This window comes from Imperialibacter sp., from assembly GCF_048007035.1.
Lineage (GTDB): Bacteria > Bacteroidota > Bacteroidia > Cytophagales > Cyclobacteriaceae > Imperialibacter.
Genome location: NZ_CP180355.1, coordinates 276,738 through 301,130, shown reverse-complemented (window position 1 = coordinate 301,130; position 24,393 = coordinate 276,738). Strand labels below are relative to the sequence as shown.

Here is a 24,393-nt window from a genome sequence, read left to right as displayed (position 1 = left end):
GCAGACATACCGGTCATCCACCGACTATCTGAAGCCATTCTTTAATGATCCGTACTAGTTCAGCTTTCTTTGAAGAAACTTCTTCAGCATTTTTGATGTATACAATTCGCCGATCTTTCCAGTCGCCTTCGAGGATGTCGGACTTGATGGTGACGATGGCCGGGTGATGAAAAATAAGCCTGATGGTTTTTTTGTCGTGCAGGTTAAAAGTGACAAAATCTTCTTTGTAGTAGTAGCTGGGTGCATTCCACTTAATGCGCTCAGAAAGAGGGCCGACACTCTTGATAATTGTGCGAAGGGTTTCCACTTCAGCTTTCAATGGATGATCCAGCGCCTCCATATAGGCAGCTACTTGTTCAGCCTCGGAAAGTTTGGCCACGTTTTACTGAGGGTTTGTTTCAAAGCCAATCATCCACTGAATGCCAAACTTGTCTGTCACCATTCCGAAATAACTTCCCCAGAAGGTGGTTGCCATTGGCATGGATACTTTGCCTCCGCCAGAGAGTGCAGTAAATAATTTATCGGCCTCAGTCTTGTTTTCTGTGTCGAGATAGATGTGGAAATTATTGCCCGACATTTCACCGAAATTCTCCGGTATGTCGCAGCCCATCAGGCGGCTGGTTTTGCTTATCGGCAGGGCGATGTGCATCAGTCTTTTGCTGTGTTCTGCTCCTTTCGGGGCTTCGGAAGGCATGTCGCTGTATTTCATTTGGCTGGTAAAGTCGCCCCCAAAAACGGTTCTGTAAAATTCGAAGGCTTCAGCACAGTTGCCGTTAAAGTTGAGGTAGGTGTCTGCGGATTTCATAAAGTGGTGGTTTTAGTATAGAGGGTGCTGTAATGATTGGTTGACAGATTTCTTATGTCTTTTGAAGGCTCGGGTTCACCTCAGCTGGTTGTAACTCATCGTTCAAAACTTCAGCGAAGCAACCCTGACTTAATGTCAGATGAATAACGGCGCAGGTGTTTACCTGACTGCTGTGACTCACCACTCTGAGGATGCGGTCGCAGTCGTCAAGGTCAAAATTTGCACTACAGCCAGGGAACGCACGGTGGATCGCTTCCAGCAGCCTGAAGGCCTGAACGTGATTATCGACAGTAGTTTTGAACACTTCTACCATCTACATTTCTTCTAGGATAGACAAAATATTACCGGCCGGATCCTTGAACCAGGCGATGGCAGGACCACGATCATTTCTGCAAATACCTTTTTTATCAGTCTTGATAGGGGCATCATACTGCTCAAATGCAATTCCTTTGCTTGTCAGCCAGTCAACTGTAGCCTCTACGTCCTTCACAGGAAAGTTGAGCACGGTGAAGGTGGCAGGTTCATGGTTGGGTTTTGGGTAAATAATTACTTTGCCGCCACCATTAAATTCAAGCTGGAGCAAACCCATTGATAGTTCTTCTACCTGTAGCCCAAGCTTTTCTGAGTAAAAGTCTTTTGCCTTCGAAAGGTCGCTTACCGAAAAACCAGTGAATGCTTTTGAATCTTTCAACATATCATAGTGGGTTAGAAATACACCAAATGATTTTTCTATTAATAAGTTAGCAAACTATCGCCCGGATTACAGCTTTGGCTGCTTTTTATATTAGCCGGGCAAGTCGTCTTTCAATCTCAGCATGCACACTAATTCATCGTCGTCTTTGTACCATTCTACAGCCCAATGCTCGGGGTCAAGCCCTTCTATTTTCATTAACTCACTAAAAACGCCAGGGAGAGCACTCAGTTTCGAATGCCAGTCAGTGACTGTGATGGCAGCGTAGTTGCCTTTCCGAATGACATATTCTTCGTAACCTAGTTGCTTACCCTCCTCAGGGAACTTTTCAATGGCTGCGGCCATGTAGATGACATCATTTCCTTTCATTCTGGAAAGTCCGTAAAAAGGCCGACTGAATCCGCCTTCAACTCTTTCTACAATGGCATCAAATGCGTCTCCAACGCCGTTGGGAAAGGCGTTCACCTGATGTCCAAAAACCTTTATGTCATGCGGGATGTGAATAATCTCCATTACACTTATGTCTTGCTACCTTACAAAGGTAGCGAGAATGCCACAGGAGCTGAGGGTGTAAAAGCGGCATTGTGAAGGGTTGATTGCGCCACACGAAAACACCATTTATCTGTCCACCATCCTTAGTGCCCAGCAGCCATCATCATCTCTTTCTGCACGATCTCTACATCTTCTTCCGTGGTGCGCCAGTTCACCAGAGCAGCCCTGATGCCTTTTCGCCCATTGAAAAAAGTAGGTGTCATGAACACCTTGCCGCCTTCGTTGAGCCTGTCGAGGAAGGCTTGTACCTGGATTGAATCACCACCTTTCAAGGTAAAGCAAACAGTATTGAGCCTCACCGGCGCCAGAAGCTCAAAATAATCGCTTTGGTTGATGAATTCTCCTAGCTGTATGGCCTGGGCGATATTGCGTTCCACTATTTCACGATAGCCATCCTTTCCGTAGGCCTTTAGCGTAAACCATGCTGGTAGCGCTTTGAATCGCCTCGAATTTTCTGGCAGGAAGTTGAGAAAGTTGAAGTTTTCCAACGGGTCGCCAAGGTAGGGTGCATTGGAGTTTTGGTAAGTTTCTACCTGAAGCAGCTTGTGTTTTTCTTTCACAAAAAAGAAAGCACTTTCGTAAGGCACGTTTAACCACTTGTGGCCATCAATGGTGATACTGTCGGCTTGTTCCCAACCTGCAAGCAGATGAGCGTAAGCGGGGGAAATGGCCGCAAATCCTCCAAAAGCGGCATCGACGTGCCACCAGAAGTTGTACTTTTCTTTGAGGTCGGCGATGGCCTGAGCGTCATCGTAGTCGACTGTGTTGACTGTGCCGCCGCTGGAGATCAGGATAAATGGTTCGCCGTTGAGCGATTGGATTTTCTCTTCCAGTGCTGCCATGTCAATGGCCTCCCTCGTGGCGTCAATCGTGTTCACGATTTGGATATTGCTGCTTCCAAGGCCGAGCATCGACAGCGCTTTGATGGAAGAGGAGTGGGGCACTGCTGACAAAATGGGGAAGATAGAAGGAACGCCTTTTTTGGCAATATCTATTCCTTTTTGCTTGCCAACCCACTGGCGTGCCACACCCAGGCAGGTGAAATTCGACATGGTGGCACCGGTAACAAATCCCCCAAGGAAATCGTCAGGAAGGCCGAAGAGCTCTTTGAGCATGTCGATGGTTTCGAACTCGATGATGCCGGAGAGGTCGCCATGGCCTTTGACGGTTTGGGTATTCTGATCGAAAATGGTAGCCAGCATGTCGCCCATAATTGCAGCAGGCGTGGTGCCACCTGTTACAAAGCCCCAGTAACGTGGGCCAGCAGAGGCCACCATGAGGTCTTTGAAGCGTTTCCTGAACTCGCTTAGAGCGTCACTTCCGCCAGCTCCGTCAGTTGGCAGGGGAGCAAAGTCGGTAGTTACTTTGGCTGCTGATGTGGGAGCGGCGTTGATGTTTTGAAGATATGAGAGTCCTTCTTCCAGTGTCTGGGTGAGTAATTGCCTGGTATTGTCCAGGTCGTACTGTAGCCGTTGGTTCATGGATCTGCTTCGGATTAAAAAATGGACTTAACCGGGATTAAAAATGTAGTGAAACGACAATCTTTCCCATCAGGTTGCTGTCTGAGACGGATTTTTCGTCACCAGACAGAAAAAAGCAAGCGGTTCAGGCCGAAATATGGAAGACGGTGTGCTGCTCATGGGTCGGCTAATTCCCTTTTGAACTGTTGACCCAACCCAAAAAAATCTGCAACTATCTGTCGTAAGACAGCACCTGAGTGGTTTTTTGAATTGTCTTAATGATGATATACCACGCCACGCTGGCAGCGAAGCCATACATCCAGTATACATTTCCCAGTGAAAATTCCTTGTTGGCCACCGATGCTCCGATCACTTCGAAGGCAAAGACAACCAGGAACATATTTAAAATGCCGGCCTTTTCCTGGCGGATAATTTTCCTCCAGCTAAAGGTGTATTTGGGTTTGATCCACTTGCTAAAGGCGGGGATGAAGGCAGGCGTTTTTGCAGCCCAGTCGACGTATTCTTTCCCGTATTTATCGATCAAAAACATCTCCTCTGCATACATGATTCTTTCATAATACACCCAGTACATAAAGACGAAGGCGACAATGAACCAGGGCTCCTGCGTGAAGCCTGCGATGCCCAGCCACATGAAAAAGTTTCCTACATACAATGGGTGGCGTACTGTGGCGTACAGTCCGGTTGAATTCACAGAGTCTGCTACTTGCCCCACGGTGGTATTGCGACCAGAGGTGTTGTCGGCAGAGTAGCCAATGGCCACCATGCGAATCGCCAAACCCAGTACACACACCAGAAAACAGCCTAGCTTGAACAGGTCATCTTGTTGTGAATCGGTAATGGTGCCATTCAATACATTTTGTACATACACATAAATACCGACCACGATGATGACCAGCGGCAGGTAACTTCTGTGTTTGAACAGGAAGTCACCCTGGGTTCTAAGCTCTTCTTTTAATGCCATTGTGTTGTTTTCGCCATTTGGAGTCACGAAGGTACGGAAATGTAATTATTTTGCGGTCTTAGTTTGGTGAATGTATCGGAGACCACATCTATTTGCCCCGCTCCTTTAAAAACTTATCCTCACACTTTCTTTCCCATCGGAGCTCCCGAAACTTACTGCTTTCAGTCTTGGTCTTTTCGCCGACTCATTTTTTGGAACGACAATGATATCCCCAGACGCAGTGAAGAACTTTTCTGCACTACCAAACAGCTCGTCCTTCTTTCTCCCAGCCGATTGCAGTCCAATACCTTTCAGAAAATAGGAAACTCTTTCGCTGCCCTTTATGTAGATGGCTGTGATACGGTCTGACTCATTTTTATGAGTAGTGATTTCCCCCGGATCGTTCATGGTTCCGTGGTAGGCAATAAAAAAGAAATGTGCTAACTCAGGCTCCTGCGGAAACGTTATATAGTCCCAGCTTCTCCCTTTTGAGGTTTCAAAAGCTATTTTCAAGCCAGAGAGCATCTGTTCCATCTCCTCAGTTCGAACCCCGGATACAGCCAGGTATACGCCGCCTTCTCCCGCTTGTAAAAGTGTCTGGTAGTCCCTCGCCATGCGGTCGGTGGGCTCGCCTCTGACAGACATCAGTTCGAGAGATGTTTTATTCCCAAACTTTACATGTGCGTTGATAAGCCCGTTGGCGTGCAATCGGCCCTGCTTGACAGTGAACCCAAGCTGAGTATATCGGCTGGTAGCCTGATCGAGGTCGGCAACAACAGTGACCACATGGTCGATTTTGATTCCCTGGGAATCAGCTTCCCAGTGGCAAGTAAACAGAACTACCAATGCAATCAGTGCTCCTTTTGTGGTTCTCATGCCATTAAAACTTTACCATGATGCCCTGCATTACACTACACTATTGTTTGCCGCCGGACGCCCTGCTGTTGCCTTCAGCTTTGGCGGGAGCCGCCCAAAAGCCCTCTGAAACAGCACGACTTTTGGCCGTGTTTTCTCCGTACAACATCGCATTGAACAGTGTGCGGTAAGTGCCCATGGGTTGCCCACGCCATTGGGGTTGGAAGCCGAACAGGATCACATGGCCTTGCCCATGCTGAACGTCGAGCGCCGCTGCGTAGCCATTCAGGTATTTAGTGCCTAGCAGAAACCCGGAGCGAAGGGGAGAGCCCTTCTCCTGGTATTTGGCAAGTGCCTCTCCTTTGAAGCCCTCCAAAGTCGTAAAAACAGGGCTTCTATTGACAAAAACACTGGCATGATCGGGCATCCCGGCCATTACCGGATGTGCAGTGTTCGCTGCCACTTCCATGATGGAGCCTCCGGTGAAGAAATCCTTTCTGTTCACACCTTTCACAATATTTTTAACAGGTAAGTAGAGCGATTCAATAGCGAAATCGCTGCTTTGATTCATGCAGACGAGCGTGCCACCTGCCTTGACAAAGTCATCGAGGTTGCGGATACCTGTTTCACCCAGCCCACCCTCGTAGCGGGGAGGCACTTGTCCTTTTTTGTAACCATTTTCGATGGTGCCATTCCTTTCTGAAGCCATCACTATCACATCGAACCTATCTTTTAAGTTACTGGCCGCAAAGTCTGAATTTCGGATGACAGTATAAGGCAGTCCAAAATTATCAAGCAGCCAGCGGGTCCAGCCCATGTCCATGCTGGCCGTCCAGGGTTCGTAAATGGCGATGCGGGGTTGAATCCTTACGCCCGATGAGCTACCGGTTCTGGCGATGTTCACAGCAAAGTCGTCCACCCATCTTTTGGTGAGTGTCTCTGAGGCACCTTTCACAACATATTTTTGATTGGCGTACTCAACGGTGAGTCCCTGTTTCCAGGCTTCGCCAAGTACTCGAAAGGTGTTGTTCTCCTTGGGGTCAAGCAATAGCGTGGTGCCGCTTCCTTTCAGGGAACCAGGGAGAGGAAGAATGCCTGCAGCTACTTCGTTGGTATTGAAACCTATTCCCGGGGCAAAATCAATTTTGCTATTGTCGTCGCTGGCGGCTGTTTTCCAGTCGACTTTGGTTCCTTTTACTTCCCTGAGGCTGGCTCTTATGTCTTCAGAAAGAGGGCTGGCAGCCGCAATGATATTCAGCTCAAACTGGAGGGGCAACGACCAGCCGGCAGCGTCGTAGGGCTGCTCCAGCGGGCCATCGGGAAATTCCCGAAGGTCGGGGTATACCTGCACGTCGAGAACCTGGCGGGCCAGTTCGGCAAATTCCTGGTCCATGGGAATTACCCAGGTGCCTTTGGGATAAGCTTGCCCGTCAAAAGTAATGGCCTTGTCTAGTTGCGAGATTTTGATGCCGTTAAAGGCCAGGCGCTTCAGTAGCTCTACCGGACGGGCGGGGTCACGCTGCTGCTGAGGAATGAAATAAGCGTATGGAGGCTCATTGCGGTACTTTTCAATCGTGTTTTGCGCCGACTGATACTTATTGAAAAGAACTGTTTCGCTGTACTTGGAGGCATAGTCTAATACCGCAATAGAGGCTGTTTGCATGTATTGGATGGCGTCGCTTATGCGCCACCAGCCACCCGGCCACGGACTGGAGTAAAGCGATTCGATGCGAAGATCGCTTCTGTCTTTGGGGAAGTCGTTGATGGTATAGAAATAGGGAGTGGCGTACCGGTAAAGGGCTGTTTCCGTCCAGAAGGAAGGAATGTTTTGCAGCACCGGCATGTAGTCGATATAGCCGGGGTACCAGGCGTCGAAGCCCTGCCCCATGTGCACCGCACCTTTCAGACCTTCGGTTTCCAGCTCCTGAGCCATGGCCATGCCAATCATGTTGACTTCACGGGCAACCAGAGGCGGCGTTTGCGAAGCAATAGGCTCAGCAAATGGGGGCAGCCAGATTCGGGTAGGGAAGGGCGACGACTGGTGATGTACATGGATGATGTTGGGCTCCCATTCTCTCCATGTACGGCCCACGACTCTCGACTCAATCATATTGACCATGTAGGCGTCCCGGTTATTGTCGTGGCCCACATACTTTTGATAAAGCCAGGGCACCGGGGCGACTTCGTAAGGTGTGCCCACGTTCTCTTCGTACCAATTGGCAATAATGTCCTGACCGTCGGGATTGAGCGAAGGCCAGAGCAAAATGATGACATCGTCGAGAATTCTGGCAATTCTCTCGTCTGACTCCGCTGTGCTGATGAGCTGGTGCGCCAGCGAAATAGTGTGCTGGGCTCCGGCCACCTCCGAGGCATGCAGGCCCCCGTCGATGTGGACGATGGGCTTGCCTTCTTTGGCCAGTTGTTTGGCTTCCTCCCTCGTCATGCCATCAGGATGTGCCAGCCGCTGCGCAATGGCCTTGTACTTTCCAATGTTTTTGATGTTATCAGCCGATGAAATCAGGGCGAAAAACCATGGTCTTCCTTCGGAGGTTTCGCCCACATGCACCATTTGGATCCTGTCGCTGGCGACGTCGAGTTTGTTAAAGTATTCCAATGATTGCTCGTAGGTGGCCAGATGGAAGTCAGCACCCACTTTAAAACCCAGTGTTTCTTCGGGGGCTGGGATTTGCGCCAGCAGCAATGATGAGAAAGATATTTGGAAAGCAACAGCCAGAAGAGTCGCCTTCTTGGTTACCTGAGGGAGTACGGTATTGGTCATGGTTGGTAGTATTAGCCTGAAACGACCGAATATAAGGAAATGAATGAATCTAGCTGAGGAGTTTTATACGGGCGAATGGTTTGCCCTGCGAGGCAAAGCTGATGAAGGATAGGATTCACTTGAATCTATGCGAGCCCACCGTAATTCTTTCAAACTTTTTGCAGAACTTGGTGCATGGGCCTTAGTGTTTTCGAATGGCTTCAAAAGCCTTTGTATCAGTTGTTGTTTTTTGTACCACTCACCCTTATCGTTCTGGTACTTGTGAGGCCGGTAAAAGCAGACAATGCGTGGATGGCCGCCGGTATCGTGTATGGATGCTTCATTGTAGTCAATACCGTTTTGGTTGGCTTTGCGGATAGGCCATGGTACTACTTTTTGATATCCTTGGGCTTCAGTGTTGTGTATCTTATTGCGATGGGTGTTTTAATCCCCGGACTTATCAAAATCATGAAAATGGAAGAGTCGGGAGAAAGTGCCATGATCTTCCTGCTCATCATTTATCATCCACTGGCCCTTATGCTGCTGATGTTTTTGAAGTGGGCTTATTTTAAAATGGTTTGAAGGAACCTATGCTCTTCTAACATATTGGAAGTCGCCCGGCTTTACCGGGCGACTCTCATGCCTACTCAAAAAAAGGAATTCCCTTTGTGGCATACTTCTTCATGCCTTCTTCGTTGATTTCTACGCCAATGCCGGGCTTGTTGGAAACTGAAATAAATCCGTTTTCAACCATTTCCCCATCGAATGTCACAATTTCTTTGAACATGGGATCCTTGTGGAAATAGATCTGCCATTCCAGGATCATGAAGTTGGGCACCGAAGCGCATACATGAGCCGAAGCCATGGCACCCAGGTAAGAGGCCACCATGTGCGGAGCGAAGGGCACATAATACAAATTGGCCAGGTTGGCGATGCGTTGCGCTTCACCCAGTCCACCGGCTTTTTGCAAGTCGGGCATAATGATGTCAACGGCACCTATTTCCAGCATGCGCCTGAAGCCGTAAGCGAGGTAAACGTTTTCCCCGGCACAAATTGGTGTGCTGGTAGAGTCCGTAATGGCCTTGTAGGCTTCCACATTTTCCGCCGCAATGGGCTCTTCCAGCCACATCATGTGAATAGGCTCCAGCAGTTTGGCTACTTGCTGGCCAGTCACTGCATCGTAGCGCCCGTGCATATCGGCACAGATGTCGATGTTGGGCCCCACAGCCTCTCTGGTTGCCGCCATTTGGTCGTACATTCTCTGTAGTTCTGCGGGGCTGGCTGTCCAGTTATAGCGGTCGTATTTATTGGGGTCGTTGGCCTGGTCGAGGTCAAATTTGACTGCAGTGAAGCCCATATCGACGGCCTCCTTGGCACTGGCGGCAAAATCTTCCGGCGTTGGGAGCCTCGACTGGTACAAAGCGGTGTCCATATACACCCGCACGCTGTCACGGAATTTGCCTCCCAGCAGCTGGTAAACTGGCACACCAAGGGCCTTGCCAGCCAGGTCCCAAAGGGCAGTTTCTACTGCCGATAGCACGGCCACAAACATACCCGACTGGGCACCTTCAAAGAAGCCTGACTTGCGAATGTCTTCAAAGAGGCGGTGCACATTCAACGGACTTTTACCTTTAATGCGTTCCCCCATCATTTTCACCAGGTGGTAGGTGCCTGGCACGGCGTCAACACCTTCGCCGCATCCCCAGATGCCCTGATTGGTGTGGATTTTCACGAACAGGCTGTGGCCGTTGCGGATATAACCGCATTTGATCTCGGTGATTTTGAGGTCGGAAGGCATGCCGTGTTTCGGTGCTTTATGGATGGCTTCTTCGTAGCCCTGGCCGTAAGTAGATAGGGCGGTTAAGCCGAGAGCACTGGTGCCCAGGGCTGATTTGGTGAGGAAGGAGCGGCGTGAATGGGTGTTTGACATAGTTGGTGTAGTTTTTAGTAGTGTTTGCCCTCAAGCCGGGCGGGCTCTTACCGCTTCTGCGGACTGTTTTCCTATAGATGAAAAGTAAGCAAAAATCATAGAAAAATTAACGCTCCAGGCCTTGACGCTCATCCGCTCGCCAATTTTTCGCCCAACCCTCCCTTATTGACAAGTCTCGCATCGATAATTCTGTTGCCGTCTAACCTTGCAGCCTTTCAAGGGAGGTTAATCTACCAGGTTCTGGTTTTCAACAATTCCTGGATTTGTTCTTTTGGAACGGGTAGTTCGTCTATATGCTCATTGAGCCATTGCGAAAAGTCCTTTTCTATTTCGTCAGACCAGCGGGTGTCGATTTGCCCTGCTGTATATTTTTGCTCCCGAAGGCGCTGGTGACCAAACATGTCCCTCAGTCTTACTATTTCGCTTACCTTCACCACTTGTTCAGCCAGGTGAGGCGGGATAAAGAGCACGCCACCGTCTCTGCCAAGCACCACGTCGCCCGGCATCACCGTGGCCATGCCAATGCGGGTGGGTTGGTTGATGCCAACCAAAGTAGTGTTAAGTGCTCCGTCCGGGTTGTTTAAATGGTGAGAGGGGTGATAGGTACGGAAAAAGGAGGTGAACCCGCCAATTTCCTTCAGACCATTGATGTCCCGGATGGCCCCGTCGTACACGATGCCGTTGCCTGACTTGGTGAAGATAGAATTGCCAAGGTTGTCGCCAATTGTAGGGCCGTCCACATGCGCACCAAACTGATCGACCACATACACATCGCCTTTTACCAGCATATCGACAGGCCAGGAGTTTTGCGACTTGATCCGGCCATCCTTTTCATGGCCTTTTTTGTCAAGCACCCGATGAATGTCAGGGCGGCCGGGCATAAACGTGGCGGTTAAGGCCCTGCCCACCAGTACACTATCGGGGTTGATGGTCACCCAGCCGTCGGCATACTGGTATTTGTAGTTCTCATTTCTAAGCACTGCCCAGGCCTCTTCGAGGGTGACCAGTTTCATCCGTTTCAGAAGTGCATCGGGCACCTTGGGGCGACCGTCGTCAAAGCGCTCACCTTTCCATTCGGGCGTAAGAAAGATCAGGTCTGCCTTGGAAATCTGCTGAGCGGAGGCCGTTATCGTTGCAAGCAGGCACAAACATAGCCATAGCTGTCGTTTGAAAGTTGTGTTCATTTTTAAGTAGGTAGAGTGTCCATTAATGATAATGAAAAATTTGAACACAACCTACGAGGAATTGATAGCTGGTTAGCGGGTGGCAAATGAATTGAAAGAACTGCACGGTTACTTCTCGCATGCCTTTTTCATTGCTTCCAACCAGGCCATCATGCCCTTTTCCAGGGTTTTGTTGAAAGAACCCTTCAGCAAACTGGCCAATAATCCTTCCATACTCTCTTTCACGGTTACTTTCGTCGCCGGGCCGACAGCTTCCAGCTCCCAGTTGTGAATGGCGGAGATCCCCATCACTTTGCCCGTCCAACCGAGTTCTCTTTCCCGGTTAACGGTGTGGAGTGTCGAATGAATTTTTGTCCCGCCAGTTTTCCAATCGAAGGATGTGCCAGGTGCCAGTGGCCCGGTCATTGCTGCAAATGATACTTCAGGGTTCCAGGCAGGCCAGCTGCTGATCGATGTAAGAAGCTTCCATACCTGGTGGCCGGCGAGTTGATGATGATTTCTTTGCGACATTTTACCGGAGCCTTTTCGTTGATGCTTTTCATTACTATGTTGTTTTAGAGTACCTGACAAAGGTCAGGGCTAAACCAACACGTGCGCTTGATCTATATCAAGAAGTCAGTCGACCGACTTTTTTCTCAACCGGCTCAGGGTCTCGGGGGTCATGCCCAGCATAGAGGCCAGGTATTGGAGCGGCACGAGGTTGAAAAGCTCTTTGTTGAAATGGAAGAGCTGCTGATAGCGTTCTTCGGCGGTCATAGAGAGGTGGGCAACCACCCGATCCTCCAGTACGGTGAAACATTTGGCAATGAAAAGCTTTTCAAGCTCCGTCCACCGGGGGATAAACTTGCCAAGCTCACGATACTTTGCCTTGTCGATCACATACATTTCAGTATCAACCAGTGCCTGCATATTCCAGCGGGCCGTTTTGTCAAAAAGGAAGCTAGCCAGGTCCACAGCGAAATAGCCTTTCGTAGAGATCCATTTGGTCACCTCCTTTTCCCCGGTGTCAAAGTATTCTCTAAGAATGCCCGATTGCACAAAACCCATTCGGTCGGAATAGCGCCCGGCATGGAGGTAGTAGTCCCCCTTTTTCAATGTGATCGGCGTGAACCACTCACTTATTTTGGCGGCGTCTTCGATGGTGACACCAAAAAAAGACTGGATATACTTTTCAAGTTCCGTCATGATAAATGATCGCCGGGTTTTGAAGTGTTGTTTGTTGCAGACCGATCAGTAGCCCAGTTTATCGTGAAAGCTCCATATGAATGATTGGATAGGGCTTTCCGGTGCCATCAAGTCTTGAGCGTCCGACAGCTTTGAAACCAAAGTACTCGTAGAAGCTTTGGGCTTTGGGATTCTGTTCGTTCACATCCACCTTGGTTGCATCCAATTTGTCAATCGAATACCTGATTAGCCTTCGTCCAATGCCACGGTTCATATAATGTGGGTGGACAAACATCATTTCTATTTTTCCTTTGGCGACCCCCAGAAAGCCTACGATTTTATTGTCTTCGTTGCGGGCGCAAAAAAGTTTGACCTGGTCAAGGTAGCTATTTAGTATCAGGGGTTTGAAAAACTGGATATCTTCCTCGGTCAAAAATGTATGGCTTACCCTTACGGAAGCTTCCCACAGCGCAACGATGTTGGCGTATTCACTTTTATGGACGATGTCGATGTAGTATGGCATATCCTTGTGTTAAGGCTGTTTTATAAAATTTACTTGTACCCATTCCCCTTCGTATGAATCATTTTTCTGAGTTTCCCCGGCAGTGCTCCTGCCATTTTCAATGTACTTTGCGAGCAAAGCCTTTAACTCAGCCACCTTTTCTGGCTGCACTGCTTCCAGGTTACGCTTTTCTCCCGGATCACTGTCTAAGTGATAGAGTTGTATGGCAGGAAGTCCGGCCACAGCCACCGAATCTTGCGGTTTTGGATCACTCCATCCACCAGAGTCCGGGCATAAAATAAGTTTCCACGGGCCCCGACGAATAGCAAAGCTGCCGTTCATGGAGTGATGAACAGTGCCTTCCCTCAATGGTTCCGATGAAACTGCCTGTTTGAAAATTGGTAACAGGCTGTAGCTGTCTTCTCCTTCATTTGGTGCCAGCTTGTGCCCTGCGATGTCGGCACAGGTAGCCATCAGGTCTGTCAGGCAGATGGTTTGGCTGGAAACGCTGCCCGGCTGAATAACACCCGGCCATTTAGCGATAAATGGAATGCGGTGGCCCCCTTCAAAGATATCGGCTTTGTAGCCCCGAAAAGGCCCGCTTGGGTAATGACCTTTCGATTCGAGCAGCTCAGCGTTGGCGTAGGGAGCAAAGCCATTGTCGCTGGTGAAGATGACCAACGTATTTCCCTCAATACCCGCCGTCTTTATGGTTTGGAGCAACTTGCCTACATGGTCGTCAATCATCATCACAAAGTCGCCATACGGGTTCAAACCGCTCTTTTCCTGCCATTCTTTTGTAGGTAAAATGGGCGTATGTGGTGATGGCAATGCCAGGTATAAGAAAAACGGTTTGTCAGAAAGCGCACGGTCTTCGATCAATTCCATGGCTTTGTTGAAATACTTAGGGGTGACCTCTTCGTGAACGAAGTCGGAGCCGGTAGGGCCTTCCCTCCACCACGAATACTCTCCCGTATTCACCGTTGTGGTGTCGGGAACGGCTGTTACCATGCCGTTTTCTACATACACATAGGGCGACATGTCGAGCGATGCGGGATGCCCAAATGAAAAGTCAAAGCCACGTTCTTTGGGTGAGTTTTTTATTGGCTTAGTGTAATCGATATTCGCAAAATCAACCGACCAGTCATTTGTATCGGCCTGGTTGTCTTTGAGGCCCCAATTCCAACCAAGATGCCACTTACCGACAAAGGCGGTATAGTAGCCATTTTTTTGCAGCATGGGGCCTACCGTGCTTCTGTCGTTTGGTATCAAAGGTTTTGAGTTGCCAACCAGCACGCCCTGCTTCATTTTTGTTCGCCAGCTATATCTGCCAGTGAGGATGCCGTACCTCGTGGGTGTGCAAACGCCAGACCCCGAGTGGGCGTCGGTGAACATCATGCCCTCACCGGCCAGCTTATCAATATGAGGTGTGGGAATTTTACTTTGCTCATTAAACGCCGTCACGTCTCCATATCCCATGTCATCTGCCAGAATATAGATGATATTAGGCTTTTTTGATTCTTTGACCGGCTCCTCACAACCTGCCAGGGTCAGGAGTAATGCCATGCCGACGAGACTTATGCTGAGGGGCTTGTTCATTAGGCTTGGTAAATAGTTTGGTGCATTAATATAGTCGAATTCAATCAAATTCTAGTCATCAGTGTTTACCAGGCACGGGTTTTGACCTCAGTCTTCTGTTTGAGAACCATTTTACCCTGCCTATTTGATGCATTGATCTTTCGAATCGCTAATCCTTTTTCGTAGCATTAGGTAAAATATTTAGCCCCTACAGTTATGAAACCACACGCAAAACAACTCCTTTCTGCAGCTTTTCTGTTCACTTTATCATTTGCTTCATTTTCCCAGACCCGGGAGCAGGGGCCATGGTGGCCACATCCGATCTGGGGCGCTGGCGATCAGGCTGGCGGCTCCAACTGGATTACCCCTGAAAAGGTGTTACAAGCGATGACGATGGTGAAGACAGGAAAGGTGTATGAACTGGGCCAGCCCTATGAAAACGAGATGAGCATTCCTGACAATCGCAGTTACAATCTGCTTATTCCTTCATTTCCGACGTATGGTCCAGAGGGGAGAAACGGGCAGGTGTTCAACGACGAATATATTGCCGGGTCGCTCGGTCAGGTAGGCACGCAGTTTGATGGCCCCGGCCATGTAGGCCAGCAGGTGAAAATGGCCGACGGCACGACCACAGAGGTTTTCTACAACGGCTATAGTACGGCAGACATGAAGAACCCGTTTGGATTGCAGAAGCTGGGTGTTGAGAATGTGAAGCCAATTGTAACCAGAGGTGTGCTTGTTGATATTGCCGGGCTGAAAGGAGTTCCCACACTGGCCGAAGGGTATGAAGTTTCCCTGGCTGAAGTAAAAGCTGCCTTGAAACGCCAGGGCATTACGGAAGAGTCTATAACGCCGGGCGATGCTTTGCTCTTCAACTTTGGATGGTGGAGACATTGGCCCACTGAGTTTGCCATGAGTGGCAAGCGACCTTTTGTGAGTCGTGAGGTGGTTGACTGGATCATCACAAAGAAGCCATGTATGGTAGGGTCGGATGCAATCATGGATGGCGACATTTTCAATGCCCATATAGAACTGACCATGAAAAATGGCATTTTCAACCTTGAGTGGATGACTTTCGAGAGTTTGCAGGAGGACAAAGCCTATGAGTTTCTTTTTGTATTTACCCCTATTCGGTTCAAAGGGGCAACCGGCTCACCCGGGAGGCCTATTGCCATCAGGTGAGCTGGTTGTGTTCGCCAACTAGTAAGTCCTCATCTTCAAACTGGCTGGCAGCTTTACCTGGACCTCAGTGGCTGTTTTGGTTAACAGCCCGGTCTTTTTGTCTCTTTTGAACACAACGATGTTGTTGCCAAACTGATTAGCGACAAGTAAAAAGTTGCCTGAGGGATCTATCACGAAGCTGCGGGGGTGGTCGCCGTAAGTAGGCTCATGACCAACCAGTGACAGTTGGCCGCTCTTTTGGTCGATGGAGAAAATAGCAATGGTGTTCTCTTCGCTTACCCTGTTCGACACATAAAGGAACTTGCCGTCGGGAGAGGTATGCAGATCCGCTCCACCGTAGATGTCAAACTTCTCTGTGTAGGTAGACTCCCTGCCAATTGGGGTCAACTTTCCTTTGCTATAGGTGTAGCTTGAGACAGTGCCGCTTAGTTCTTCCACGCAGTAGGCAAACTTTCCATTGGGGTGGAACTCCAGGTGCCTGGGGCCGCTGCCTGGCGTTGTGGTGACAGTAAGCTCGCTGCTAAAAGTGGAAGGCTTTCCGCTGCTTTTGTCAAATGCATAGGCACGGATCTTGTCTGACCCCAGATCCGGCACAAACAAGAAATCGCCAGACGGATCAAAAACAGCCGCATGGGTATGCGCTTCATCCTGCCTTCCAGGAATGGTGCTCTTGCCTTCAATGTCGAAATGTTGAGCCGCCGGATTCAGGCTGCCATCGTTGTTTCGCTCAAAGACGGAAACGCCCCCATCTGTGTAGTTGGCACTGGCCACAAACCGGCCCGCAGGATGCACCATGGCATAGGCTGGGTTTCGCCCTTCAACTGATTGCTTGTTGAGAAATGAAAGCTGCCCGCTGGCGGCGTTGAAACCATAGGCCGAAACATTGCCCGGTGTTTCGAGCTGTGTTTCGGTGCAGGCATACACAAATTTGCCATCAGGAGCCAAAGTAAGAAACGATGCGTTGACGAGGTTTTCCATCTTACTGACCTCCTTTAAAGAACAGGTTTCGTTGTCAAATTCAAACACATACATGCCTGTGCCGGGCACCTTTTCAGTGTAGCAGCCGACGAAAAGATAAGTTTTGTTCATTTTTTGGCTGACAGAAGGTTGGGAAAAGAACACAATGGATAGCAGTAAGAGGCTCAGGTAATTCATTATTGTCCGATTTTTAAATATTTCATCACGGCTTCATCGTCCTTTAGGGCACCGGAAGGGCGTGGTGTTTTGTCTGTGAAAACTTTAAGATCATCTGCTGGCAAAATGGTGACAAAACTCTCATTGTAGCCATCCTCATAAGGAAGGTTGGCATAGTTAAGACCAAGGTGTTCGGCAAAGAAATTGTAGGCGACGATCCTCTTGGAAACGCCGTAGTCATGCTTTTCTGCAGCAAAATGTACGTTGTTAACCAAGTGCGCTGTGCCGTATGCTTTGTACACACTTTGCACGTAAGGAAACTCTACCAAAGATGTGTTCTTCGTCCAGTCGGCGCCATCCGATACCATGAGCATGGGTCGGGGAGCGCACAAAGCAGCTACCTCGACATTGTTGGTTTGAAAGGTGGCCGTTTTGTGAACGGGCATGCCGCTCTCACAAACGCAGCCGCCAAAGAAATGGGCCGACACCTGCACCACGGGCACGGCCACTTTTATCCTGTCGTCGATAGCCGTGAGCATGAAGGTCTGCGTGCCGCCGCCTGATGCACCGGTCATTCCAATCCTGGATGCATCCACGTCGGGCCGGGAAAGAAGGTAATCAAGCACTCGTTTGCTGTTCCAGGTTTGCAAGGTCATGGCAATGGGCATTTTATGTGTTACCTGGGTGCTTTCAGAATACCCTACCATGTCGTACATAAACACAATGGCGCCCATTCTGGCAAGGGCGGCGCACCTTCGTTGGACAGGAATTGAAAATCTCGCATCAGGAAAATGACCATGGGCGCTCAGAATGGCGGGGTACTTGTCTGCCTTTTGGACAGGGCGATAGAGGTTGCCTGTTATATAAAAGCCAGGAAAGCTTTGTATGGCAATATTCTCCACGATGTAGCCGTCCATTTCCCGGGTATTGGTGATAACGGTTTTGAAGCCATCTTTTGGAACAGGCATCTTTTCCAGCTGTAGCCCGTCGATGATGTTTTTTCTGATCTGCGTGGCTCTCTTTTCCCAGGAAGCCTTGTCGGTCCATTGAGAGGCAAAATCTGCCATCTTGACTTTGGCTTCATCTTCTGTCCAGTAGTGGCCCTGGCAGAGCATGGACTCTTGCGCTATAGCTGCTCCGGCGATGGATAAACCGACGAATAGCAGTAGTAATGCTTTGGTGGTGTTGTGCATGGTAAAAGTAGGTGATGTCAACTACCGAAGATAGATAATAATTGAAACACAACCTGTCCCGGGAATCGTTTTGTTTCAGGCAATTCCTTGAACGGCTATTTGAAAAACATGAAAGAATTTGGGTGACGCTGAATTAATATATGTGAAGACCAATAGACAAAGAATCAGAAGCCTGGCCATGTTAGTAGGTTGAGTGAAAGATAACGAAAAGTACGGAGCGATATTTGATTGAGAACAGCGAGGGCCCTTAGGGTCGGCCCTTTAGGCAAACTTGGCTTTTAGTTGTACTTTGATACCCTTACCATACTTAAAACCAAGAAGATGCACTGCAAGCAAAGTCCGGGTATTACTCTACTGTTTTTGATAGTCTTGTCCACAAGTGCCTTTGGGCAGAGGGGAAAGAAGGACTTCCAAAGTGAGATCAACCAAAAAACGACCAGCATTGAGCCGAAGGTCATATCATGGTATGAGGATATTCATCAAAATCCGGAGCTCAGCAACCGGGAATTTCGAACTGCGATGCTTGCGGCCAAACACCTGGAAAGACTCGACATCGAAGTCACAACCGGCATAGCCCACACAGGCGTGGTTGGTATACTGAAAGGTGGGCTACCAGGGCCTGTCATAGCCATCAGAGCCGATATGGACGCCTTGCCGGTGGTGGAGGAGGTGGATCTGCCGTTTGCTTCGAAAGTGCGCACAACCTACAACGACCAGGAGGTGGGCGTGATGCACGCCTGCGGCCACGATGCTCATGTTGCCTGCCTCATGGGTGCGGCGGAGGTGCTGGCCGGCATGCGCAAGCAGCTGAGAGGTACAATCCTTTTCATTTTTCAACCAGCCGAAGAGGGAGCTCCGGCAGGAGAGGAGGGCGGCGCTGAGCTGATGATGCAGGAAGGTATTTTTAAAGACCTGCAGCCGGAAGCGGTCTTTGCGCTCCATACCGACGGACGGTTCGATGCCGGCACCCTGGGCGTACGCCCCTATGGCATGTGCGCCGGGGCTGATCAATTGGAGATTATTGTAAAGGGTAAGCAGTCGCATGGTGCGTTCCCCTGGCTGGGTAACGACCCCATCGTTGTAGCTTCGCAGATTGTGATTGGCCTGCAGGTGATTCCCAGCCGCCAGCTCGACATGACAAAGGCTTTGTCGCTTGTGACCATTGGAAGCATTCAAGGCGGGGTGAGAGGCAATATCATACCCAACGAAGTGCGCATGCTGGGTACTATCCGCACGTTTGATACTGAGATTCGGGAAGACTTCCACCGACGAATCCGTCAAACAGCCCAGAGCATTGCAGAGGGTTCCGGGGCCACTGCGGAGGTTATCATTTCTGGCAGTAATCCTGTGACTTTCAACGACCCTGAACTACTGACAAAAATGACGCCCACACTTTTGAAAGTAACCGGAGAAGGCAACCTGATCACGCCGTCCGTGGAAATGGGAGCGGAGGATTTCCCCTTTCTGACACAAAACGCTAAGGGCTTGTACTTTTATCTGGGGGTACGCACACCGGGAAAAGAGATCGAGTCTCAGCATTCACCTACCTACTATGTAGACGAGTCTTCTCTACAACTGGGAGTAAGAGCCCTCAGCAGTTTGGCGGTTGACTATTTGAATGGGAAGTAACGGAGGCAAATGCCAGGGTCTGGCTCAACCCTTCTCCTTAATCGGTCTGTAAATCCAAAGCTTTCCCTTGGCCAGGTTGTTCAGGTTGAGGTTGCTAACACCTACTTTTTTACCCCACTGGCCCGTGTTCTGGTGAGCGATCTCATAATTCAGCGGGCCGTTTACCTTATACACTACAGCGGTGTGCTGCCCCATGGTTTCTTTGTAGGTGGTGTTGCCGTCTTTCCAGGCGAGTTCTACATTTTCAAACTGGATCAGGTCACCTGGTAGCACCTCCTCTTTCTTGTAATTCAACTCACGACCGTAGATGGTCACGGTTTTCATGCTGCTGCGGTCGAAGTAGGCACCGGAGTAGGCCAGCGCACCTGCCGCCAAATCCCAGCATTCACCCCTGTCCACCTTTTTGCCCATCACAGAGTCGAGGTAGGTGATAATTTTAGCATTAAGCTCTGGCAGCTCTGCTTTGAAAGTGAAGGAACTAAGCAGAAGGAGTAGGGCTAGCTTTTTCATAGTTGGTTTGTTTTTAGATGCTCTGTGAAAGATACGCAAAAAGTAGAATTCTGGTTCGGAGCAATGGCAAGAAAAACGATTTGTGCCAAAGTCGCACTGCCCAAAGCCGATGACGCCTTTCGATAGATTCGATGTTGCAGAGAAGGCTTCCCCACTTTCAATACAATCAAAAAACTCGTAGCTTGGCCCTGTGTAGAAGTGACAATAGCCTGACTGATGAGTTTTACCTGTACCTTAGCTATTATTTTAAGGCCTTATGATCAGGCGACTCAACCAACCAACCACCTATCGCTGGACATTTGCTATTGTAGCCCTGTGGCCCCTTTTGTTTGGGGGTAATTTGCAGGCACAAAAGAAAATTACCATCGACACTCGCTTCAATACCGGCTCTTCCAACAGGGAGGAGATCAAGGTGTTTGACAATGCCGAGGAATCGGAACAAGCGCTGGAGTGGATAATTACCCAAGCGGCACTCACACCAAACTTTACCAGCAAAGCAGCCGACGTTAGCCGTGCCGAAGCTGTGCTGGCAGGCTCCGATCGCTACATTTTTTACAACCAAAGCTGGCTCGGCAATATTCATTCAACCAACAAAACCGACTGGTCAAAAGTAATGGCTATTGCCCACGAAATGGGCCATCACCTCAATGGACACACGCTATTGGGAACCGGAAGCTACCATGCCATTGAGCTGGAAGCTGACAAGTTCTCGGGCGCTGTTTTGTATAAAATGGGGGCGTCCCGTCAGGAAGCAGAGGAGGCGATGGAAGCATTCGCACGAAATTATATCAGCGAGAAGTACCCCCCCAAAGCAGATCGACTGGAGGCGGTTTCCCAGGGCTGGCTGGAAGCAAGAACCAAAGAAAATTCAACGCCGGAGAAAAGCGAGTCGGCGGGCACTCCGGAGCTGACCATCCAAAGTAAGATCGTCAATGTTTTTGAGCCTAACCGTGAGGGTTCTCACGTAGGCAATATCGGAAAGGGCTCGAGCATAGATTTTTCATTTCAGGCCGAAGGCTTATACGGCGGCGACCTCTTGATTTGGGTAGAACGAAAGAAAAACGGGAAATACGAAAGGCTCAGGGATCAAAATCAGATTTTTGGCGACGATGCTGGAGATGTCTTTTTTGTGAAGGAATACATTGAGCCGGTGTACGCAGGCAAAACTTATGAAGTGAGCTACTCCCTTCCTTTTAAGGAACTTCACCTTTCAAACGGAACCCATGAATTAAGAATCAATGCTAAATATTGTAAAGGCTTTAAGTGCATTGACTTTCCTTACGGATATTTCACGCTGGTTGTTAAGAATGAGAAGTGGGGCAAATGGTACAAAGAATTAATCGTTGAACAGGAGGAGGTTGCTGCTAAATAGTTGGATAGATGTCTTTATTCAGTTATTTGAAAGTGCTTTACAGAAAACCCAACTGACACCCCCTTCCATCCCGCAAGCGTCCGCTGGGCCGGGGCCGGGGTCAGGCTTGTGGGTGTCGAAATGTCTGCGCCTCGCCGCTACAATAGACGGAAGTCTTTAGTGCAAAGCGAGACGCTTAAATTTTTACGGTCCAAGCGGGACGCTTGAACCAGGAGCGAACGACTGCAAGGCAAACGCATTTAGTAAAAGCTTATGGTAAAAACCCTCCAAGGGTTTGCTTCTGGCTAACCCCTCTCTGGATAAATGGTAGCTTGCTGCCGTGGAAAGGATAAACCCCTGGAGGGTTGAGGATAAATGCATTTGCTGTGAGGGCGCTTGAACCAGGAGGGGACGACTGCAACGCACACGTATTTAGTAAAGGCTTATGGTAAAAACCCTCCAAGGGTTTGCTTCTGGCTAACCCCTCTCTGGATAAATGGTAGCTTGCTGCCATGGAAGGGATAAACCCTTGGAGGGTTGAGGGTAAATGCATTTGCTGTGAGGACGCTTGAACCAGAACGGAAGCGTCACTTCCCCTTCGCAAAATAATCGTCCACCGTCTTTGCCAGGTCAGCCGACAGCACATTGGCGGCCACAATTTTCCCCTTGCTGTCGACGAGGTAGTAGGTGGGCAACACCTCAATCGCATACTTTTTGTAAAGGTCGTAGTCGTCGGCGTCGTACACATGCAGCCACGGCACGTTGAACTTGGCCATCGACTTTTCCCATTTGTCGGCCGACTTGTCGTAGCTCACACCCACAATCTGCAGCTGCTCACGGCTGTACTTGCTGTAAAGCGGATTGAGGATGGTTTCGATGGTGTGCAGGCAGGGTTTGCACCACCCCGCCCAGAAGTCGAGCAGGATAAGGTCACCTTTGATGCTCGAAAGCTCCAGCATGCTGCCATCGGCGGCTACCTGCTGAAAGCCCGGAGCCAGGTCACCCACTTTGGGTTTGGTTTGGGCCTGCGAGTGGCCAGCTAAAAATAGGAGGGCTATTGCCAGTAAAATCCTCATTGTTGACAGTTTAGTTGGAAAAATAGACGAGCAAAGATGGCAAAGGTTGCCTATTTTACCTAGTGAGGCAATGTCGCCGGAACTATGTTAGTCTATTTTGGATGGTTTGTTTCGTTAATTTGCCCCCTGTATAGTTGTCTTGACTTACACGCATCAAAATCCCCCGTTTATGATTCGTCATACCGTTGTTCTAAGGTTAAAGTATCCCAAGGGCTCGCCTGAAGAGAAGGAATTCCTCACCGCTGCGGCTAAACTATCATCCCTGCCAGGTGTTCACAAGTTTGAGTCGTTGCGCCAAACAGGCAAGAAGAACGACTTTGACTATGGGCTGTCGATGGAGTTTGATAACATGGAGGCATACGAAGGCTACAACCAGCACCCTGACCACATCAGGTTTGTGCAAACCTACTGGGCAAAGTATGTAGAGAAGTTTCTGGAGATCGACTACGAGCCGATGTAGCCAGCGCCTGCTTCCCCAGGTGCTCACCACGCTCGTGATGCTGTGCGACTATGTGATTTGATTTCAGCCTGACTGAGCTACAGTGCTTCTAGAGATAGCTCAGCCACCAGTCTTTTCTTTCCCGCTTTACTTTGGCCATGAGCTTGCAAAGGGGATAGAGCATCACTAGCACGAGCAGCCACACCACATAAACGCCCGTGAGATTGGTGCCATAGCCTGTTGGGTAATGAAAGAAAATAGTTAAAAACTGCGAGGCATCGAAGCCCTGATACATACCGTAGAAGATGCTGAGCACATGGATAAGGGCGAAGTGCAACACGTAAAAGAAGAAGGGCACTCTGCCAAACATCACCAGGGTGTCGTGAAGCCACCCCTTAAAATTCTCAGCGTAGCCTCCCAGAATCGCCATTGGGCCCAGGGTGGCCAGGGTAAAGAGCAGGCTTGGCGGATACTTTGTCAGGTTCATAAAATCTAAGACTGTGGCCCTCCAGCCCAGCGCTTGACTTTCCCACGGATTGGGGTCGCCATAGGCATCCACAAAGCGCAGCACAACAAAGCAGCCAATCATGATAAGCCCAGCCTTGATCAGATAGGCTTTGCGCTCAGCGCCAGGTTTGCCGAAAATGGTTGACGTACCATAGCCCAGTAGCATTATTCCCACCCAGGGGATCAGTGGATAGACGAAAATGAAAGATAGAGGCCCGGCCACAAACGCCGACTGCCTGTACAGTCCTACCCAGAAGGCATCAATTGCTCCTCCAGACGGCCACACATTGTCAAGCAGCTGATGCCCGACCAGCAGCACCAAACCCAGCACCAGGCATTTGCGCACTCCCAAAAATTGAGCCCCGGCCAGCAGCACCATGCTGGCTCCTATGGCCCAGATGACCTGAAGCACCACTACAAGGCCAGGGAGGCCAAAAATGCCCGGGCTAAGGAAGGAGACGATGGAGTTGATGACAAATACTTCGACAAAGATGAGCCAGAGTCCCCGCTTGAGCAGAAAGCTGCCGAGTTCGCCTTTTGATTTGCGGCTGCTCATTAAGCCTACGGACGTGCCGGCAAGGAATACAAACACAGGAGCACAGAAATGGGTAACCCAGCGTGTCAGGTACAATGCAAGGGGGACGTCAGGTTGGGCCATGGGATCCTGGATGCCTCCGGTGAGGAAAAAATCACGGACATGGTCGATGGCCATGATGACGATGACCAGGCCTCGCAGAAAGTCGATGCTTGTGAGCCTGTATGATCGTTTGTCTGCGACAGGGTTACTCATGCCAACTGGTCTAAATGGAGATGGTTGCAGCAAAGTCCCTAACAATATACTACATTTTTCGAATGAGGGCTATTTGTGAGGGACCCCGGTTTCCACGGATATTTGATTGAGGCGCACAACTACATGCTGTCTCATGCCCCAA

The 24,393-nt window shown here is 49.6% G+C and carries 25 protein-coding genes; 5 read left to right on the top strand and 20 right to left on the bottom strand.

The annotated features are described in order from the left end of the window. Positions 1–13 precede the first annotated feature (13 nt). The 9 genes from ACMVP2_RS01400 to ACMVP2_RS01360 all read right to left on the bottom strand — a co-directional run bounded on the left by ACMVP2_RS01400 (position 14) and on the right by ACMVP2_RS01360 (position 8,103). Positions 14–379: a DUF1801 domain-containing protein gene (locus ACMVP2_RS01400; RefSeq protein ID WP_416866409.1), complete on the bottom strand. Its 366-nt coding sequence runs from the start codon at positions 377–379 to the stop codon at positions 14–16. Positions 380–382: 3 nt separating this feature from the next. Beyond that, positions 383–805, bottom strand: a complete 423-nt coding sequence (locus ACMVP2_RS01395) for a VOC family protein (protein WP_416866408.1) — start codon at positions 803–805, stop codon at positions 383–385. 52 nt (positions 806–857) lie between these two features. Continuing rightward, positions 858–1,118, bottom strand: a complete 261-nt coding sequence (locus tag ACMVP2_RS01390; protein WP_416866407.1) for a hypothetical protein — start codon at positions 1,116–1,118, stop codon at positions 858–860. Beyond that, positions 1,119–1,499: a VOC family protein gene (locus ACMVP2_RS01385; protein WP_416866406.1), complete on the bottom strand. Its 381-nt coding sequence runs from the start codon at positions 1,497–1,499 to the stop codon at positions 1,119–1,121. Between the two features lie 90 nt (positions 1,500–1,589). Beyond that, positions 1,590–2,009 (bottom strand): hypothetical protein, encoded by a 420-nt coding sequence (locus ACMVP2_RS01380; protein ID WP_416866405.1) that lies wholly within the window; start codon positions 2,007–2,009, stop codon positions 1,590–1,592. A 122-nt stretch (positions 2,010–2,131) separates the two neighbouring features. Continuing rightward, on the bottom strand, positions 2,132–3,529 hold the full coding sequence (locus ACMVP2_RS01375) for a pyridoxal phosphate-dependent decarboxylase family protein (RefSeq protein ID WP_416866404.1): 1,398 nt from the start codon (positions 3,527–3,529) through the stop codon (positions 2,132–2,134). A gap of 211 nt (positions 3,530–3,740) precedes the next feature. Then, complete coding sequence (locus tag ACMVP2_RS01370) at positions 3,741–4,490, bottom strand: methyltransferase family protein (RefSeq protein ID WP_416866403.1); 750 nt, start codon at positions 4,488–4,490, stop codon at positions 3,741–3,743. Positions 4,491–4,595: 105 nt separating this feature from the next. Then, positions 4,596–5,345, bottom strand: a complete 750-nt coding sequence (locus ACMVP2_RS01365; protein ID WP_416866402.1) for a VOC family protein — start codon at positions 5,343–5,345, stop codon at positions 4,596–4,598. Positions 5,346–5,385: 40 nt separating this feature from the next. Beyond that, the gene (locus tag ACMVP2_RS01360; protein WP_416866401.1) at positions 5,386–8,103 is read right to left on the bottom strand and encodes a M14 family zinc carboxypeptidase; all 2,718 of its coding nucleotides are present in this window, start codon (positions 8,101–8,103) and stop codon (positions 5,386–5,388) included. Positions 8,104–8,277: 174 nt separating this feature from the next. Here ACMVP2_RS01360 and ACMVP2_RS01355 point away from each other — a divergent pair, with 174 nt between their 5' ends. Further along, entirely contained in the window at positions 8,278–8,664 is a 387-nt protein-coding gene (locus ACMVP2_RS01355; protein WP_416866400.1) for a hypothetical protein, read from the top strand. A gap of 61 nt (positions 8,665–8,725) precedes the next feature. On the opposite strand, the gene ACMVP2_RS01350 is transcribed toward ACMVP2_RS01355, so the two are convergent. The 6 genes from ACMVP2_RS01350 to ACMVP2_RS01325 all read right to left on the bottom strand — a co-directional run bounded on the left by ACMVP2_RS01350 (position 8,726) and on the right by ACMVP2_RS01325 (position 14,461). After that, complete coding sequence (locus tag ACMVP2_RS01350) at positions 8,726–10,012, bottom strand: mandelate racemase/muconate lactonizing enzyme family protein (protein WP_416866399.1); 1,287 nt, start codon at positions 10,010–10,012, stop codon at positions 8,726–8,728. 230 nt (positions 10,013–10,242) lie between these two features. After that, positions 10,243–11,196, bottom strand: a complete 954-nt coding sequence (locus ACMVP2_RS01345) for an RraA family protein (protein WP_416866398.1) — start codon at positions 11,194–11,196, stop codon at positions 10,243–10,245. A gap of 108 nt (positions 11,197–11,304) precedes the next feature. Then, positions 11,305–11,706, bottom strand: coding sequence for an SRPBCC family protein (locus ACMVP2_RS01340; protein WP_416866397.1), 402 nt, complete (start codon positions 11,704–11,706; stop codon positions 11,305–11,307). 105 nt (positions 11,707–11,811) lie between these two features. Further along, positions 11,812–12,381, bottom strand: a complete 570-nt coding sequence (locus ACMVP2_RS01335; RefSeq protein WP_416866396.1) for a Crp/Fnr family transcriptional regulator — start codon at positions 12,379–12,381, stop codon at positions 11,812–11,814. 58 nt (positions 12,382–12,439) lie between these two features. Next, a complete protein-coding gene (locus ACMVP2_RS01330) occupies positions 12,440–12,883 on the bottom strand; it encodes a GNAT family N-acetyltransferase (protein WP_152001092.1) in 444 nt (147 codons plus the stop codon). A 9-nt stretch (positions 12,884–12,892) separates the two neighbouring features. Next, positions 12,893–14,461 (bottom strand): sulfatase family protein, encoded by a 1,569-nt coding sequence (locus ACMVP2_RS01325; RefSeq protein ID WP_416866395.1) that lies wholly within the window; start codon positions 14,459–14,461, stop codon positions 12,893–12,895. 195 nt (positions 14,462–14,656) lie between these two features. Here ACMVP2_RS01325 and ACMVP2_RS01320 point away from each other — a divergent pair, with 195 nt between their 5' ends. Continuing rightward, complete coding sequence (locus ACMVP2_RS01320) at positions 14,657–15,622, top strand: cyclase family protein (protein ID WP_416866394.1); 966 nt, start codon at positions 14,657–14,659, stop codon at positions 15,620–15,622. 18 nt (positions 15,623–15,640) lie between these two features. Here ACMVP2_RS01320 and ACMVP2_RS01315 read toward each other — a convergent pair whose 3' ends face one another. Together ACMVP2_RS01315 and ACMVP2_RS01310 are read right to left on the bottom strand one after the other, a co-directional pair. After that, a complete protein-coding gene (locus ACMVP2_RS01315; protein ID WP_416866393.1) occupies positions 15,641–16,711 on the bottom strand; it encodes a lactonase family protein in 1,071 nt (356 codons plus the stop codon). Positions 16,712–16,776: 65 nt separating this feature from the next. After that, the gene (locus tag ACMVP2_RS01310) at positions 16,777–17,949 is read right to left on the bottom strand and encodes an alpha/beta hydrolase family protein (protein ID WP_416866392.1); all 1,173 of its coding nucleotides are present in this window, start codon (positions 17,947–17,949) and stop codon (positions 16,777–16,779) included. 321 nt (positions 17,950–18,270) lie between these two features. Here ACMVP2_RS01310 and ACMVP2_RS01305 point away from each other — a divergent pair, with 321 nt between their 5' ends. After that, on the top strand, positions 18,271–19,578 hold the full coding sequence (locus ACMVP2_RS01305; protein ID WP_416866391.1) for an amidohydrolase: 1,308 nt from the start codon (positions 18,271–18,273) through the stop codon (positions 19,576–19,578). A 24-nt stretch (positions 19,579–19,602) separates the two neighbouring features. On the opposite strand, the gene ACMVP2_RS01300 is transcribed toward ACMVP2_RS01305, so the two are convergent. Then, positions 19,603–20,088, bottom strand: a complete 486-nt coding sequence (locus ACMVP2_RS01300; RefSeq protein WP_317487242.1) for a hypothetical protein — start codon at positions 20,086–20,088, stop codon at positions 19,603–19,605. A gap of 256 nt (positions 20,089–20,344) precedes the next feature. Between ACMVP2_RS01300 and ACMVP2_RS01295 the strand changes: the two genes are divergently transcribed. After that, positions 20,345–21,460, top strand: coding sequence for a hypothetical protein (locus ACMVP2_RS01295; protein ID WP_416866390.1), 1,116 nt, complete (start codon positions 20,345–20,347; stop codon positions 21,458–21,460). Between the two features lie 566 nt (positions 21,461–22,026). On the opposite strand, the gene ACMVP2_RS01290 is transcribed toward ACMVP2_RS01295, so the two are convergent. After that, positions 22,027–22,515, bottom strand: coding sequence for a TlpA family protein disulfide reductase (locus ACMVP2_RS01290; RefSeq protein ID WP_416866389.1), 489 nt, complete (start codon positions 22,513–22,515; stop codon positions 22,027–22,029). 169 nt (positions 22,516–22,684) lie between these two features. On the opposite strand from ACMVP2_RS01290, the gene ACMVP2_RS01285 reads away from it, so the two are divergent. After that, positions 22,685–22,975 (top strand): Dabb family protein, encoded by a 291-nt coding sequence (locus tag ACMVP2_RS01285; RefSeq protein ID WP_416866388.1) that lies wholly within the window; start codon positions 22,685–22,687, stop codon positions 22,973–22,975. Between the two features lie 88 nt (positions 22,976–23,063). Here the strand turns inward: ACMVP2_RS01285 and ACMVP2_RS01280 are convergent, their stop codons facing one another. Then, positions 23,064–24,251: a DUF1624 domain-containing protein gene (locus ACMVP2_RS01280; protein WP_416866387.1), complete on the bottom strand. Its 1,188-nt coding sequence runs from the start codon at positions 24,249–24,251 to the stop codon at positions 23,064–23,066. Positions 24,252–24,393: the final 142 nt, after the last annotated feature.